The 14347-nt window shown below is 72.6% G+C and carries 13 protein-coding genes; 5 read left to right on the plus strand and 8 right to left on the minus strand.

Going from position 1 to position 14347, the window contains the following annotated elements; all coding sequences use genetic code 11:
* Positions 1 to 28: 28 nt before the first annotated feature.
* Positions 29 to 1639: a phytoene desaturase family protein gene (locus tag BLW47_RS08835; protein ID WP_245736544.1), complete on the plus strand. Its 1611-nt coding sequence runs from the start codon at positions 29 to 31 to the stop codon at positions 1637 to 1639.
* Positions 1640 to 1720: 81 nt separating this feature from the next.
* On the opposite strand, the gene BLW47_RS08840 is transcribed toward BLW47_RS08835, so the two are convergent.
* Positions 1721 to 3271 carry a Rieske 2Fe-2S domain-containing protein gene (locus tag BLW47_RS08840; RefSeq protein ID WP_091554156.1) on the minus strand — a complete coding sequence of 517 codons (1551 nt, stop codon included), beginning with the start codon at positions 3269 to 3271 and terminating at the stop codon, positions 1721 to 1723.
* A 242-nt stretch (positions 3272 to 3513) separates the two neighbouring features.
* On the opposite strand from BLW47_RS08840, the gene BLW47_RS08845 reads away from it, so the two are divergent.
* Positions 3514 to 3735, plus strand: a complete 222-nt coding sequence (locus tag BLW47_RS08845; protein WP_091554159.1) for a DUF2631 domain-containing protein — start codon at positions 3514 to 3516, stop codon at positions 3733 to 3735.
* Positions 3736 to 3801: 66 nt separating this feature from the next.
* Here BLW47_RS08845 and BLW47_RS08850 read toward each other — a convergent pair whose 3' ends face one another.
* From BLW47_RS08850 to rpsB, 7 genes are all read right to left on the minus strand, one after another.
* Positions 3802 to 4725, minus strand: a complete 924-nt coding sequence (locus BLW47_RS08850; RefSeq protein ID WP_091554163.1) for a DivIVA domain-containing protein — start codon at positions 4723 to 4725, stop codon at positions 3802 to 3804.
* A gap of 37 nt (positions 4726 to 4762) precedes the next feature.
* A complete protein-coding gene (gene rlmN / locus BLW47_RS08855; RefSeq protein ID WP_091554166.1) occupies positions 4763 to 5896 on the minus strand; it encodes a dual-specificity RNA methyltransferase RlmN in 1134 nt (377 codons plus the stop codon).
* An 83-nt stretch (positions 5897 to 5979) separates the two neighbouring features.
* Entirely contained in the window at positions 5980 to 7188 is a 1209-nt protein-coding gene (locus tag BLW47_RS08860; RefSeq protein ID WP_091554170.1) for a phosphatidate cytidylyltransferase, read from the minus strand.
* On the minus strand, positions 7188 to 7745 hold the full coding sequence (gene frr, locus BLW47_RS08865; protein WP_091554175.1) for a ribosome recycling factor: 558 nt from the start codon (positions 7743 to 7745) through the stop codon (positions 7188 to 7190). The genes BLW47_RS08860 and frr overlap by 1 nt, the downstream gene beginning before the upstream one ends.
* 239 nt (positions 7746 to 7984) lie before the next feature.
* Entirely contained in the window at positions 7985 to 8752 is a 768-nt protein-coding gene (gene pyrH / locus BLW47_RS08870; protein ID WP_091554179.1) for a UMP kinase, read from the minus strand.
* Positions 8753 to 8909: 157 nt separating this feature from the next.
* A complete protein-coding gene (tsf, locus tag BLW47_RS08875) occupies positions 8910 to 9740 on the minus strand; it encodes a translation elongation factor Ts (protein WP_091554182.1) in 831 nt (276 codons plus the stop codon).
* A gap of 137 nt (positions 9741 to 9877) precedes the next feature.
* On the minus strand, positions 9878 to 10705 hold the full coding sequence (gene rpsB, locus BLW47_RS08880; protein WP_091554186.1) for a 30S ribosomal protein S2: 828 nt from the start codon (positions 10703 to 10705) through the stop codon (positions 9878 to 9880).
* A gap of 483 nt (positions 10706 to 11188) precedes the next feature.
* Here rpsB and BLW47_RS08885 point away from each other — a divergent pair, with 483 nt between their 5' ends.
* Genes BLW47_RS08885 through dprA form a run of 3 tightly spaced genes read left to right on the plus strand, consistent with a single transcriptional unit; the run spans position 11189 to position 14336 of the window.
* Positions 11189 to 11548, plus strand: coding sequence for a YraN family protein (locus BLW47_RS08885; RefSeq protein WP_091554189.1), 360 nt, complete (start codon positions 11189 to 11191; stop codon positions 11546 to 11548).
* Positions 11549 to 11605: 57 nt separating this feature from the next.
* A complete protein-coding gene (locus BLW47_RS08890) occupies positions 11606 to 13123 on the plus strand; it encodes a YifB family Mg chelatase-like AAA ATPase (protein WP_091554192.1) in 1518 nt (505 codons plus the stop codon).
* 16 nt (positions 13124 to 13139) lie between these two features.
* A complete protein-coding gene (dprA, locus tag BLW47_RS08895) occupies positions 13140 to 14336 on the plus strand; it encodes a DNA-processing protein DprA (RefSeq protein WP_091554197.1) in 1197 nt (398 codons plus the stop codon).
* Positions 14337 to 14347: the final 11 nt, after the last annotated feature.

The raw sequence follows: 14347 nt of genomic DNA on the forward strand, positions 1-14347 counted from the left end.
CCCTTCCCCAGCGTTGCGAGGAGCCGCCGTGACCAGCGACATCGTGCAGGAACTGCCCCGCCGCGCCGACGTGGTGATCGTCGGCGCGGGGCACAACGGCCTGGTCTCGGCCGTGCTCCTGGCCCGGGCCGGGCTCGACGTGGTGGTCCTGGAGCGCGCGGAGACGATCGGCGGCGCCACCCGCACCGAGCGGCCCTTCCCGAACGTCCCCGGGCTGCGCCACTCCACCGGCTCCTACCTGCTGGGCCTGATGCCGCCGGAGCTGATCAGGACGCTGGACGTGGAGATTCCGGTGCTGCGCCGCGACCCGCACTACTTCCTGCCGACCCCCGGCGGCGCCGGCTCGCCGTACCTGCTCTTCGGCAGCGACCGCGCCGCCACCCGCAGCCAGATGGCGTCGTTCTTCTCTCCGGCCGACGTGGGGGCGGACGACGCGATGCAGGCCGAGCTGGCCGCGCTGCGGGAGGACCTCGCTCCGGCCTGGCTGGCCGAGCCGCTGTCGGCGGAGGAGACCGCCGAGCGGTACGTACGGCCGGCGCTGCGGCAGCACTTCGTCGACCTGGTCCGCGGCTCGGTCGCCGACTACCTCGCCCGCTTCGAGTTCCGCTCCGAGCTGCTGGTCTCGATGTACGCCGTCACCGACGGGCTCTCCGGGCTCAACGCCGGCCCCGACGACCCCGGCACCGGCCACAACTTCCTCGTGCACAACATGTGCCGGCTGCCGGGCGCGGACGGCACCTGGATGATCGCGGCCGGCGGCATGGGCACGGTGTCGCGGACGTTCGCGGACGCGGCGCGGGCCGCCGGCGCGAAGATCTTCACGGGGGCCCCGGTCACGTCGATCACGCTCGACGGCGGGGCGGCGAGCGGCGTCGAGCTCGCCGACGGCCGCGCGGTGGCGGCGAGCGTGGTGCTCGGCGCGTGCGACCCGTACCGGCTGATGGAGCTGATGCCCGACGGCGCGCTCCCGGCGCCGCTCACCGAGCGGATGACGGCGGTCCGCCGCCCCGGCGCCACCCTCAAGCTCAACCTCGCCCTCACCGGGCTGCCGCGCTTCTCCTGCCTGCCCGCCGACGCGCCCAGCCCGTTCGGGTCGACCATCCACCTGCTCCCCGGCTCGGCGTCCCTCGTCGGCGGGGGCACCGGCGAGTCGCCGATGGCGGCGCTGCGGGCGATGTGGGCCGACGTGCGGGCCGGGCGACTGCCGGCGGAGCCGACCATCGAGTGGTATCTGCACACCACCGTCGACCCGTCGCTGCGGGACGAGGCGGGCCACCACTCGTCCGCGCTGTTCGTGCAGTCCGTGCCCTACGCGCTGGCGGACACCACCTGGGAGGCGGCGCTGCCGGGCTACGTGGCGCGGCTGCTGGAGATCTGCGAGCGGTACGCGCCGGGCACCGCGGAGTTGGTGGCCGACGCCGTGCCGTTGGCGCCGCCCGGCATCGAGGCGCACTTCGGCATCACGGGCGGGCACATCCACCACGTCGACAACACCGTCTCGTTCACCGACCGGATGCCGTACGCGACGGGGGTTGACGGCGTGTACGCCGGCAGCGCGGGCTGCCACCCGGCGGGCAGCGTGATCGGCGCCCCCGGCCACAACGCCGCCCGCCGCATCCTGCGCGACCTCGGCCGATAGCCCCGCGATCTTGCAGTTGTGGCCCTGCCTTTGTCCGGTTATACCTGACTTGTCCGGGCCACAACTGCAAGATCGGCGTGATCAGTCGGCGCGGTGGGCGCGGATTTGGTGGCCTACGCTCGTTAGGCAGCGGCCGCTGGAGAGGTCGAACTTCCAGCCGTGCAGCTGGCAGGTGAGCTGGTTGCCCTCGACGATCCCGAAGCGGCTCAGGTCCGCCTTCAGGTGCGGGCAGCGCCGCTGCACCACCCAGTCGCCGATCGTGATGTCCTCGGCGTCGACCGCCCGCTCGTGCTCGTCGTACCAGCCCTCGGCGTACTGCAGCCGCTCCTCGGAGAGGCACTTGAAGAACGCGTAGACGAACTCGTTGTACTGGCCGATGCGGGCGGCCGAGAAGCGGCAGGAGAGGAAGAGCGAGTTGACCCAGTCGACCTCGCCGGTGTGCAGCAGGTGCTCCACCAGCGCCCGCTCGGTGCGGAACCGGTAGCGGACCTTCTCGTCGGCGTACGGCCGGACCTGCTTGCCGGGGAAGTCCACCAGGATCGACTCGACGGACTCGCCGTCGTAGCCGACCAGGTCGAAGCGGACCGGCCCACCGACCCCCTTGGCCAGGTAGATCGACTCTTCGAGCAGCGGCTCGATCCGGTGCTTCATCTCCTTCAGCACGTCGATCTCGGGGTGCCGCCACGACGCCTTGGCCGCCTCGATCACCGGGCGCTGCCGCGCCTGGTAGTCGCGCAGGTGCTGCTCCTTGTTCGCGAAGAACTCGTCGAGGTCGGCGACCGGATGGGTGGTGGTGATGCCACCGTCGACGGTCAGCTCGGAGACGCTGCCCGGCAGCAGCACCACCCCGTTGGTGCCACCGACCTTCGCGTACTCGCGCAGGAAGTCGTGCTGGTCCGGGAAGATGTTGCCCTCGTCGCCGTGGATGTCGTTGAACTGCCACAGCGAGTCGTCCAGGAAGCACGGCGGACCCGCGATCGGGAAGACGTGCGAGGCCTTCAGGTCGTCGATGTAGCGCCACGTGCGGTCGTACTGCCGCTCGCGCTTCTGCTTGCCGAACGCCCGCTTCGCCGATTCGGGCAGCTCGTAGACCATCGGGTACCAGATCGCGCCGGAGAACTGCAGCATGTGCGCGTGCACGTGGCCCAGCTCGGCGAAGAGCGCCAGGTCGGTCGGGCGGGCGTCGTTCTGGTTGAGCAGCCGGATCCCGTCGTACTCCACCCAGAGCGACGAGTCACCGATCGGCCCGTCCGTCGGGCTGGTGAGCGCCTGAATCATGATCTTGAGCCCGCCGTCGAGCTCCATGACCTCTTCGCTCTTGGTCCGGATGAAGCTGGTGAAGCCCAGCTCGCGCAGCTCGTCCTCGAGCTCCGAGGTCGGGTACTCCGGCAGCAGCACCGTCGCCTTCTTCGAGATGAAGCGCTTGAGGTGCGCCGCGTCGAAGTGGTCGCGGTGCAGGTGCGACACGTAGAGGTAGTCGACCTGCCCGAGCGTCTCCCAGTCCAGCTGCGAGTTGTCGGGGAAGGGGAACCACGACGCGAAGTACGCCGGATTGACCCACGGGTCGGTCAGGATGCTGCCCGCGGCCGTGTCGATCCGCATGCTGGCGTGTCCCGTACCCGTCACTCGCACCGCGCAGACCCCCTAGCTGAGAAACACGAAGGTGTACGGCAGAACCTACCGGAGGCCGTTGGACCACCGAATGGCGACGCCCGCATCCGCCCGCCCGGCGGCGGCTCCACCAGTCGGTCCCGGTGCGGCGCGTACCCGTCCCGGCACGCCCCACGCCTGTCGGACGTCGACCCTGCGCCGCGCGGCGAGGACGGCGTGACAGACTGGGAGCCGGATTCGCCAACGAGAGAGAAGGACCGAAAGTGGCAGGTAGCGAGCCGGTAACCTCGCCCGACCAGCGGAAGCCGGGCCACCGCAAGGCCGGACGCATCGGCGCGATCGTCTCCGCCGTGGCGCTGGTGCTGATGACGATCGGCAATCACGAGGGCAACGTCGAGAACATCTGGCTGATCTCCGTGGCCGCGCTGCTCCTGCTCATCGTGATCGGCGACGAGGTGCTGCGCCGCTACGGCCTGCGGTCCTGACCCCCGCCCCAGCACAGACACGAGGGCCCGCCCGGAGTTCCGGGCGGGCCCTCGTCGTGTCACCGCTCAGCGACGGCGCAGCAGGATGTCCTTCACCTCGCGCAGTGCCGCGTCGACCTCGGCCTCGAAGTAGCCGCCCGAGACCAGCCCGAACCGCAACGTGTCCAGGTCGTTCTCGGGCACCGGCATCGGCCCCCGCCCCGACATCGCGTTGAGGATGCCCTCGAAGAGGCGATCCACCTGCATCGGGTCGTAGCCGCTGCCGAAGCGCCGCACCTGGAACGTCCGCCGGATCTGGTCGATGCGCTGCATCGCCGGGTCACCGAAGCCCGGCGCGCCCCCCATCGGCGGCATGCCCATCCCGGCGGCCCGCGGGTCGCGGTCCGGCATCCGGATCTCGGCCGTCATGTCCATCTTGCCGTGCCGACCCGCCTCGAAGCCGTCGAACCGCTCCTCGGGCGCACCGTAGCCACCGCCGGGCCCGCCGGGGCCGGCCGGCACCGGCGGCCGGTCGTAACCGCCGCGCGGGTCGTCGTAGCCGCCGCCGAACGCCCCGGTCGGCTCGTCGTAGCGGCCGTACTGCTCCGGCGGCGGACCGGCCTGTGCCGGCATCGGACGCGGCGGCAGCGGCGGCGGCACGGGAGCCATGCCGCGCTCGTCTCGCAGCGGCGGGCCCATCCGCTCCGGCGGCGGGCCCATCCGCTCCGGCGGCGCCATCCGCGGGTCCGGTCCCCGGTTGGGACCGCCCCGCTCCTCCAGCTCGGCGAGCTGCCGCTCCACCCGGTCCAGGTGCAGGTCGACCTGCCACTCGTCGTAGCCGCCGAACCGCACCCGGAACACGACGTCGTGAACGTCCTGCGACGCGACCGGGGCGCCGACCGACTCCCCCGCGAGGGTGGCCTCGACGCGGTCCAGGAACGCGTCGACCTCGTCAACCTTGTATCCCCGACGGAGCGCTTTGCGCCGGAAACGCTGACCCTGACTCGCCACTATGTCTCCTGGTTCGCTCACTCGTCACAAAGTCTGGTCACGATGCGACCTCCGCCGCGGCAAGCTGCCCGCACGCACCGTCGATCTCCCGGCCCCGGGTGTCCCGCACGGTTGTCGAGACCCCGGCCTCCCGCAGCCGGCGGACAAACTCCCGCTCGACCGGCTTCGGGCTGGCGTCCCAGCGGCTGCCCGGAGTCGGGTTGAGCGGGATGAGGTTGACGTGCGCCAGCCGGCCGGCCAGCAGGCGGCCCAGCAGATCCGCGCGCCACGGCTGGTCGTTCACGTCTCTGATCATCGCGTATTCGATGGACACGCGCCGGCCCGTACGCCCCGCGTAGTCCCACGCGGCGTCCAACACCTCCGCTACCTTCCACCGCTGGTTGACCGGCACGAGTTCGTCGCGCAGATCATCATCGGGCGCGTGCAACGACAGCGCAAGGGTCACTGAGAGGTCTTCGTCGGCCAGTCGGCGGATGGCCGGCACCAGCCCCACGGTCGAGACCGTGATGTGCCGCTGCGACAGCCCCAGACCCTCCGGGGCCGGCGCGCAGAGCCGCCGGATCGCCGCCACCACCCGGGCGTAGTTGGCCAGCGGCTCGCCCATGCCCATGAACACCACGTGCGACAGCCGCGGCGGCGCGCCGGCCACCGCGCCGGAGGCGGCCACACCGGCCAGGTAGACCGCCTGGTCGACGATCTCGGCGGTCGAGAGGTTGCGGGTCAGCCCCGCCTGGCCGGTGGCGCAGAACGGGCAGGCCATGCCGCAGCCGGCCTGGCTGGAGATGCAGACCGTGATCCGGTCCGGGTAGCCCATCAGCACGCTCTCGACCAGCGAGCCGTCGTGCAGCCGCCAGAGCGCCTTGCGGGTGGCGCCGTCGTCGCAGGCCATCTCCCGCACCGGGTTCAGCAGCCGGGGCAGCAGCTGCTCCGCGAGCCGGGCGCGGGTGGCGGCGGGCAGGTCGGTCATCTGCTCCGGATCGCGGACCAGTCGGCCGAAGTAGTGGTTGGAGAGCTGCTTGGCCCGGAAGGCGGGCTCTCCGAGCTCGGCGACGAGCGCCTGACGCCCGGCCAGGTCGAGGTCGGCGAGGTGCCGCGGCGGCATGGCGGCGCGCCGGGCGGCCCCACCGATGGGGGCGTCCGGGCTGGTCGGAATCACGGGGAGGCTCGTCATAACCTGCCCAGTGTCCCATGCGTCACGGCGTAACGGCGGTGCGCGGGGACGCGAACGTCAGACACGTCTCAACCCCCGGCGTCTCAGCCCACCGGCGCGAGGAGCGCCAGCAGCAGGTAGGCCGTGGGCAGCGCGAACAGGATCGAGTCGAGTCGGTCCATCAGCCCGCCGTGGCCGGGCAGGAGATCGCTCATGTCCTTGATGCCGAGGTCCCGCTTGATCATCGATTCGCCGAGGTCACCGAGGACCGCCGCTACCGACACCGCCAGCCCGAACAACGCCCCCCACCAGGGGGCGACGTCCAGCAGCAGCCAGAGCAGGAGCGCGCTGCCGAGCGCTGCGGCGACCAGCGACCCGCCGAAGCCCTCCCAGGACTTCTTCGGGCTCACCGACGGCGCCATCGGATGCCTGCCGTAGAAGACGCCGGCGGCGTACCCGCCGGTGTCGGAGAGCACCACGGCCGCCAGGGTCACCAGGATCCGCAGGTCACCGTCGGGCTGCACGGCGAGCAGCGCGGCGAAGCCGGCGAGGAACGGCACGTAGACGGCGATCAGCGTGGCCGCCGAGATGTCCCGCTGGTAGCGCGCCGGACCGTCGCCGAGGCGCCAGACCAGGCAGGCGAGCACGGTGACGATGAGGCCCAGCGACAGCGCATCCGGCCCGGCCCACCAGGCCATCCCGAGCATCACCACACCGCCGCCGAGCAGCGGCACCAGCGGCGGCTGAGCGCCCTTGGCGCGTACCGCCCGGGCCATCTCCCAGATACCGATGGAGACGGCGGCCACGAGCACCGCGAGGAACGCCGGCGGCCAGAAGAAGAGCGAGCCGAGGATGAGCGCGACGAGGGCGACCCCGACGCCGATCGCGGCCGGCAGGTTCCGGCCGGCCCGGCTCGGCGTCGACCCCTTGTCGGCGCCGTTCGGCCCCGCAGACCGATCCGCGTCGGTCGGCTGCGCCTGGTCGTCGGCCGCGCGCGGCTGGTCGTGGTCCGCCCGGCGGTGCCGGGAGGCGCGCCGCCGGCCGGGCGCGCGCCGGGCCGGCGGTGCCGGGTCCGCGTCGAGCAGCGGCCACCCGGCCGTCTCCGCCTCCGCCAGCCCGCCGGGGACGTCGACGGCGCGGGGATGCGGGGTGGCACCGGCGCCGGGAGGGAAGCTGTCCCGGCCGGTGCCGGGGTACGGGGCGTCGGCGTCGTAGCCGCGGTGCGGCGGGTACGGATCGGGCGCGGCACCGCCGTGCCGCGCCCCGGGCCGAACGTCGCGCTTCTGGCCGCCGTAGGGGTCGGGGTAGGACATCAGACCTCTAGCAGCTCGTTTTCCTTGTGCTTAACCAGGTCGTCGATGGTCGCCACGTACCGGTGGGTGAGGTCGTCGAGCTCCTTCTCGGCCCGCCGCCCCTCGTCCTCGCCGGCCTCGCCGTCCTTGACGATGCGGTCCAGCTCTTCCTTGGCGCGCCGCCGCACGTTGCGGATCGCGACCTTGGCCTCCTCGCCCTTCCCGCGGGCCACCTTGATCATGTCCCGCCGCCGCTCCTCGGTCATCTGCGGCAGCAGGATGCGCAGCTGGTTGCCCTCGTTGTTCGGGTTCACCCCGAGGTCCGAGTCCCGGATCGCCTTCTCCATCGCCGCGAGCTGCGAGGCGTCGTACGGCTTGATGATCGCCATCCGCGGCTCGGGCACGCCGACGGAGGCCATCTGGGTGAGCGGGGTGGGGGTGCCGTAGTAGTCGATGATGACCTTGGAGAACATCGCCGGGGTCGCGCGACCGGTGCGGATCGCGGCGAACTCCTCCTTGGCGTGTTCGACCGCGCGATCCATCTTCTCTTCGGCCTCAAGCAGCGTGTCATCGATCACCTGCTCCGTCGCCTCCTTCTGATGCCTCGTTGTCCCAAAACTGGGCCGGTGGCCGGGCCCTGCACGGGTCCGGCCGGTTCTGCTCGATGGTCACGCTCGTGCCGCGCCGGCACCGACGACGCCGTCACCGGGCCCGCTGCCGCTGATCCGGCACGACGCATGCCGCGCCCCGTCGGACGGTGACGCCCGTCGCGTCGGCAACCCCGACGCCGACGCCGCGTTCCGTCCGATGGTCACGGTTACGCCGTGATCAACGTCCCGATGCGCTCGCCCCCGACGGCCCGGACGATAGTGTCGTCGCCCTCCGCGCCGAACACCAGCATGGGGAGCCCGTTTTCCATGCACAAGCTGAACGCCGCCGCGTCGGCGACCCGCAGGCCCCGGCGGAGCGCCTCGGAGAACGTGATGGAGTCAAGCTTGCGGGCGTCGGGATCGACGCGGGGGTCCGCGGTGTAGACGGCGTCCACCCCGTTCTTGCTCATCAGCACCACGTCGGCGTGGATCTCCAGCGCCCGCTGGGCGGCCACGGTGTCGGTGGAGAAGAACGGCATGCCGGCGCCGGCCCCGAAGATCACCACGCGGCCCTTCTCGAGGTGCCGGATCGCGCGCAGCGGGATGTACGGCTCGGCGACCTGCGCCATCGTGATCGCGCTCTGCACGCGCGTCTCGATGCCCTCCTTCTCCAGGAAGTCCTGCAGGGCCAGGCAGTTCATGACGGTGCCGAGCATCCCCATGTAGTCGGCGCGCGCCCGGTCCATGCCGCGCTTCTGCAGCTCCGCGCCGCGGAAGAAGTTGCCACCGCCCACGACCACCGAGACCTGGATCCCGCGCCGGACCACCGTCGCGATCTGCCGGGCGATCGCCTGGACGACGTCGGGCGAGACGCCGATCGCCCCGCCGCCGAAGACCTCGCCGGAGAGCTTGAGCACCACCCGCCGGGCCCGCCCCGGAGGCGGCGCGGTCGGATCGTCCGCCGCCACGGTCTGGTCGCTCATCACCTGCGTCATCCGACCCGCCTCCCCTCGGCGGGCACGCCCGCCGCCCAGCTCACACTATGGAACGAGGAGGCCGCGGTACGTGTCACGTACACCTGCGGCCTCCTCGGATGGTCCTAGCCCGGTCGGCTCGGCGCCGCGACGGGCGCCGAGCCGTACAGCGTTGACGTCAGGCCTGGCCGACCTCGAAGCGGGCGAACCGGGTGACGTTGATGCCCGCCTCGGCGAGTACCTGCTTGACCGACTTCTTGTTGTCGGCCACCGACGCCTGCTCCAGCAGGACGTAGTCCTTGAAGAAGGCGTTCACCCGACCCTCGACGATCTTGGGCATGGCCGCCTCCGGCTTGCCCTCCTCGCGAGCGGTCTGCTCGGCGATCCGGCGCTCCGACTCGACGATGTCGGCCGGGACCTCGTCGCGGGTGACGTACTTCGGCCGCATCGCGGCGATCTGCATCGCGACCGCGCGCGCGTCGGTGTCGGCCGCCTCGTCGGACTTGCCGGTGTACTCGACCAGGACACCGACCTGCGGCGGCAGGTCCTGGCTCTTGCGGTGCAGGTAGACCGCGACGGTGCCGTCGAGAACCGCGAAGCGGTTGAGGACCAGCTTCTCGCCGATCTTCGCCGACTGCTCCTGAATGACGTCGGCCACGATGCGGCCGTCGGCGAGCGTCGAGGCGAGCAGCGCCTCCGCGTCGGCGACGTTGGCCTGCGCGCCGTGCTCGACGAGCTGCTGGGCCAGCGCGACGAAGTCGGCGTTCTTGGCGACGAAGTCGGTCTCGCAGTTGAGCTCGAGCAGCGCGTTGCCGGAGTGCGCGACCAGGCCGTTGGCGGCGGTGCGACCGGCGCGCTTGCCGACGTCCTTGGCGCCCTTGACGCGCAGGATCTCGACGGCCTTGTCGAAGTCGCCCTCGGCCTCCGTAAGCGCCTTCTTGCAGTCCATCATGCCGGCCCCGGTGAGGTCCCGGAGCTTCTTGACGTCCGCGGCGGTGAAGTTGGACATGACTCTCTCTTCGCTGAGTGGGCGGCTGGTTGGGTGGTCTTCAGGGGATACCCCGGATCGGGATCCCCCGTGCCTCGTGCTGGCCGCGGTATCCGCCGGTCGACGCTGCGCCGGCCGGCGGATACCGCGTCACGAGATCACTCCGCGGCGGCCGCCGCCGGCTCCGTGGTCTTCTTCTCCGGGCCCTCGAGCAGCTCGCGCTCCCACTCGGCCAGCGGCTCGTCGCTGCCGACCACACCCGGCTCCGGCTTCTCGTCGGCGCCGCGCTGCTTGCCCGAGCGGGCGATCAGGCCGTCGGCCACCGCCGCCGCCACGACCTTGGTCAGCAGCTCGGCGGAGCGGATCGCGTCGTCGTTGCCCGGGATCGGGAAGTCGACCTCGTCGGGGTCGCAGTTGGTGTCCAGCACGGCGATGACCGGAATGCCCAGCTTGCGCGCCTCGTCGACCGCGATGTGCTCCTTCTTGGTGTCGACCACCCAGATCGCCGCCGGCACCTTCTGCATGTCGCGGAGGCCGCCCAGCGTGCGGGTCAGCTTCTCCTTCTCACGCGACAGCTGCAGGGTCTCCTTCTTGGTGTAGCCCGCCGCGGTGCCGCTGAGGTCGCCCAGCGCCTCCAGCTCCTTCATCCGCTGCAGCCGCTTGTAGACCGTCTGGAAGTTGGTCAGCATGCCGCCGAGCCAGCGGTGGTTGACGTACGGCTGGCCGACGCGGGTCGCCTGCTCGGCGATCGCCTCCTGGGCCTGCTTCTTGGTCCCGACGAACAGGATCGAACCGCCCTCGGCGACGGTGTTGCGAACGAACCCGTACGCCTTCTCGATGTAGTCGAGGGTCTGGCGCAGGTCGATGATGTAGATGCCGTTGCGCTCGGTGAAGATGAAGCGCTTCATCTTCGGGTTCCAGCGCCGGGTCTGGTGCCCGAAGTGCACGCCGCTCTCGAGCAGCTGGCGCATGGTTACGACGGCCATGGTGGGGTACTCCCTTTTGTCCCTGGTTGTCCAGCCCGTCCGGTCGGTCGGGCTCCTGGTGCCCGGTCGCCGGCCATGGAGGGCCCGATCATGATCGGGACCAGGGAGGCCGTCGCCCCACGGAAGGCCGCGGGGAAGGCACGCGAGGTCGACCGCAGAGGCGGTCGCCAGTTGCCCAGTGTACGCCCCACCGCACCCCCCATCACGCCAGCCCACCCGCCGCCCCCGACCTGCCCCACCACGGACGCCCCCACCAATCGCGGAGCGGTGCGCAGGAGTGGATCCTCAGCCGTGTGACGCCGTCCCCGATCGGCCCGGACGTCCTCGATCGGCCCGACCGGGCGCTTCGGAACCGGCGGCTCCCGGACGCGGCAGCTAGCACACCCGGACCATGATCGGTCGGCCGTCCACAGCGGGTCCGGTTGTCCACATGTCGATCAAGGTGGGCTTCCGGGCCGGGGCGCCCGGCGCGACGGTCGTGGCATGACTTTGGCGAGACAGGCGGTCGGCGCGTACGGCGAGCGGTGCGCCGTGCAACACCTGGCCGCGGCGGGACTACGGATCGTGGCGCGCAACTGGCGGTGCCCGCAGGGCGAGATCGACATCATCGCCTGGGACGGCGACGTCGCGGTCTTCTGCGAGGTGAAGACGCGACGCGGCGGCGCGTACGGCCCACCGGCCGCGGCCGTCGTGCCGAGCAAGGCGCGCCGGATCCGACAACTCGCCGCCCGCTGGCTCACGACCACCGGCGCCCACCCCCGCGAGGTCCGCTTCGACGTCGTGGCCGTGCTGCCCGCCCGCCGGGGCGCGGCCCGGATCGAGCACATCCGCGGAGCGTTCTGACATGCCCGGACGGGTGCGCGTGACGCGACCGGATCGCCGGGCGGCGGGGGCGCGGCGATGAGTTACGCGAAGGTGCTCTGCGTCGGGCTCGTCGGGGTGACCGGGCACCTGGTCGAGGTCGAGGCGGACCTGGCGGCCGGCCTGCCCGCCGTGGCGCTCTCCGGGCTGCCCGACACCGCGCTCAACGAAGCCCGCGACCGGGTCCGCGCGGCGGTCGTCAACTCCGGCCAGAGCTGGCCCAACCGACGGATAACCGTCAACCTGCTGCCCGCGACGCTGCCGAAGTTCGGCTCCGGTTTCGATCTCGCGATCGCCGCGGCGCTGCTCGGCAGCGCCGGCGAGCTGCCCCTCGCCCCGCTCGACGGCGTGGTCATCCTCGGCGAACTCGGGCTGGACGGCACCGTCCGGCCGGTACGCGGGGTGCTGCCGATGGTCGTGGCGGCCGCGCGGGCCGGGATCACCCGCGTGGTGGTGCCGCTGCCCAACGCGCGGGAGGCCGCGGTCGTGCCCGGCGTCCGGGTGAAGGCCGTCGACACCCTGCACCGGCTCGTGGCGTTCGTCCGGGACGGCGGCCGGCTGCTCGACCCGCCGCCCCCGGCCCCGCCGGGGACCGCAGACGGGCCCGACCTCGCCGACGTGGCCGGGCAGGAGCTCGGTCGGCGCGCGCTGGAGGTGGCCGCGGCCGGCGGACACCACGTCGCGCTGCTGGGGCCGCCGGGCGCCGGCAAGACGATGCTGGCCGAACGGCTGCCCTCGATCCTGCCGGAGCTCGACGATCCGATGGCCCTGGAGGTCACCGCCCTGCACTCCATCGCCGGCGCGCTGCCGCCCGGCGGTCAGCTGGTGCGACGGCCGCCGTTCCAGGCGCCCCACCACACCGCCACCGTCCCGTCGCTGGTCGGCGGCGGGACGGGACTCGCCCGCCCGGGCGCGGTCTCGCTCGCGCACCACGGCGTGCTCTTTCTCGACGAGGCGCCCGAGTTCAACGCCCGCGCCCTCGACGCGCTGCGCCAACCGCTCGAGGAGGGGCGCGTGCTGCTGACGCGGACGCGGGGCGCCACGGAGTATCCGGCGCGGGTGCAGCTGGTGCTCGCCGCCAACCCCTGCCCGTGCGCCAAGCCCGCCGGCGACACCGCCTGCGAGTGCAGCCCGCTGACCCGCCGCCGCTACCTGGGGCGGATCTCGGGACCGCTGCTCGACCGCATCGACGTGCAGGTCACGCTCACCCCGCTGCGCGCCGCCGAGCTGATGGCCGCCGACGCGCCGGCCGAGCCCTCCGCGCCGGTCGCCGCACGGGTCGCCGCGGCCCGCGCCGCAGCCGCGGCCCGGTGGCGCGCGCACGGATGGCGGGTCAACGCGGGGGTGCCGGGCCCGGAGCTGCGTCGGCCGCCGTGGCGGCTGCCGGCCGCCGACACCCAGGCGCTGCGGCGACGACTGGACAGCGGCGCGCTGTCGGCGCGGGGCTTCGACCGGATCATCCGGATGGCCTGGACGATCGCGGACCTGGACGGGCGGCACCGCCCCGACGGATCCGACGTCGACGAGGCGGTGCAGTTGCGGACCGGACAGTGCTGACGAACGGAGAGCGGCGATGACCGATGGGGACGAACAACGGCTGGCACGGGTCGCGCTGACCTGGCTCACCGAGCCCGGCACCCGGGCCGTGCACCGGCTGGTCGACGGCGTCGGACCGACCGGGGCGCTGCAGCGGCTGATCCGCGGCGACGTGCCGGACCAGACGCTGCGTTCGGCGATCGCCGCGCGGCTGACGGCCGGCGACCCGTACGCCGTCGCGGAGGCGGCGTTGGCGCGGGCCGACCGGCTGGGAGCGCGGGTCGTCATCCCGGAGGACGAGGAGTGGCCGAGCCCGGTCGACGCGCTGACGAGGCTGGCCGTGTCCAACCCGCAGCGGAAGGTCGACCGGGAGACAGCTCCGCCGTTGTGCCTCTGGGCGCGTGGTGGGTGGCCGGTCGGCGAGGCGCTGGAGCGTTCCGTCGCGGTGGTCGGCTCCCGAGCCGCGACCTCGTACGGCGTCCACATCGCGACCGAGTTGTCCTACGGGCTCGCGGAGCGGGAGTGGACGGTGGTCTCGGGCGGCGCGTACGGCATCGACGCGGCGGCGCACCGTGGCGCGCTGACCGCCGGGGGCGTGACCGTGGCGGTGCTGGCGTGCGGACTGGACCGCCCGTACCCGGTGAGCAACACCGCGCTCTTCCAGCAGATCGCCGATACCGGCCTGCTGCTGAGCGAATGGCCGCCGGGCGCTGAGCCGCTGCGGCACCGCTTCCTGATCCGTAACCGGGTGATCGCGGCCGCCACCCGCGGCACCGTGCTCGTGGAGGCGGCGGCCCGCAGCGGCGCCACCCAGACGCTGCGGCGGGCGCTCGCGGTCGGCCGTCGGGCGATGGTGGTGCCCGGACCGGTCACCTCCGCGATGTCCGTCGGCGCCCATGAGCTGCTCCGCGACGAGGAGGACGCCCGGCTGGTCACCGGGGTTCCGCACGTGCTGGAGGAGATCGGCCGGATCGGGGCCGACCTCGCTCCGCCGGCCCGCGGTCCGCAGCGCCCGCGCGATCAGCTGGACGACGATGCCGCCCGGGTTTTGGAGGCGGTGCCCGGGCGGGGCTTCATCGGCCCGGACTCACTCGCGGCGCGGGCCGGGGTGGACGTCCGGACCGCGCTGCGCAAGCTCTCGCTATTGGAGAGTCTCGGCCTGCTGCTGCGCCGCGACGGCGCGTACGCGCTGCGGCCGACACCGCGCACGGCGGCGAAGCCGGGGTCGGAATGAGAGAAGCGACT

This window comes from Micromonospora pattaloongensis (genome assembly GCF_900107255.1).
Classification (GTDB): domain Bacteria; phylum Actinomycetota; class Actinomycetes; order Mycobacteriales; family Micromonosporaceae; genus Micromonospora_I; species Micromonospora_I pattaloongensis.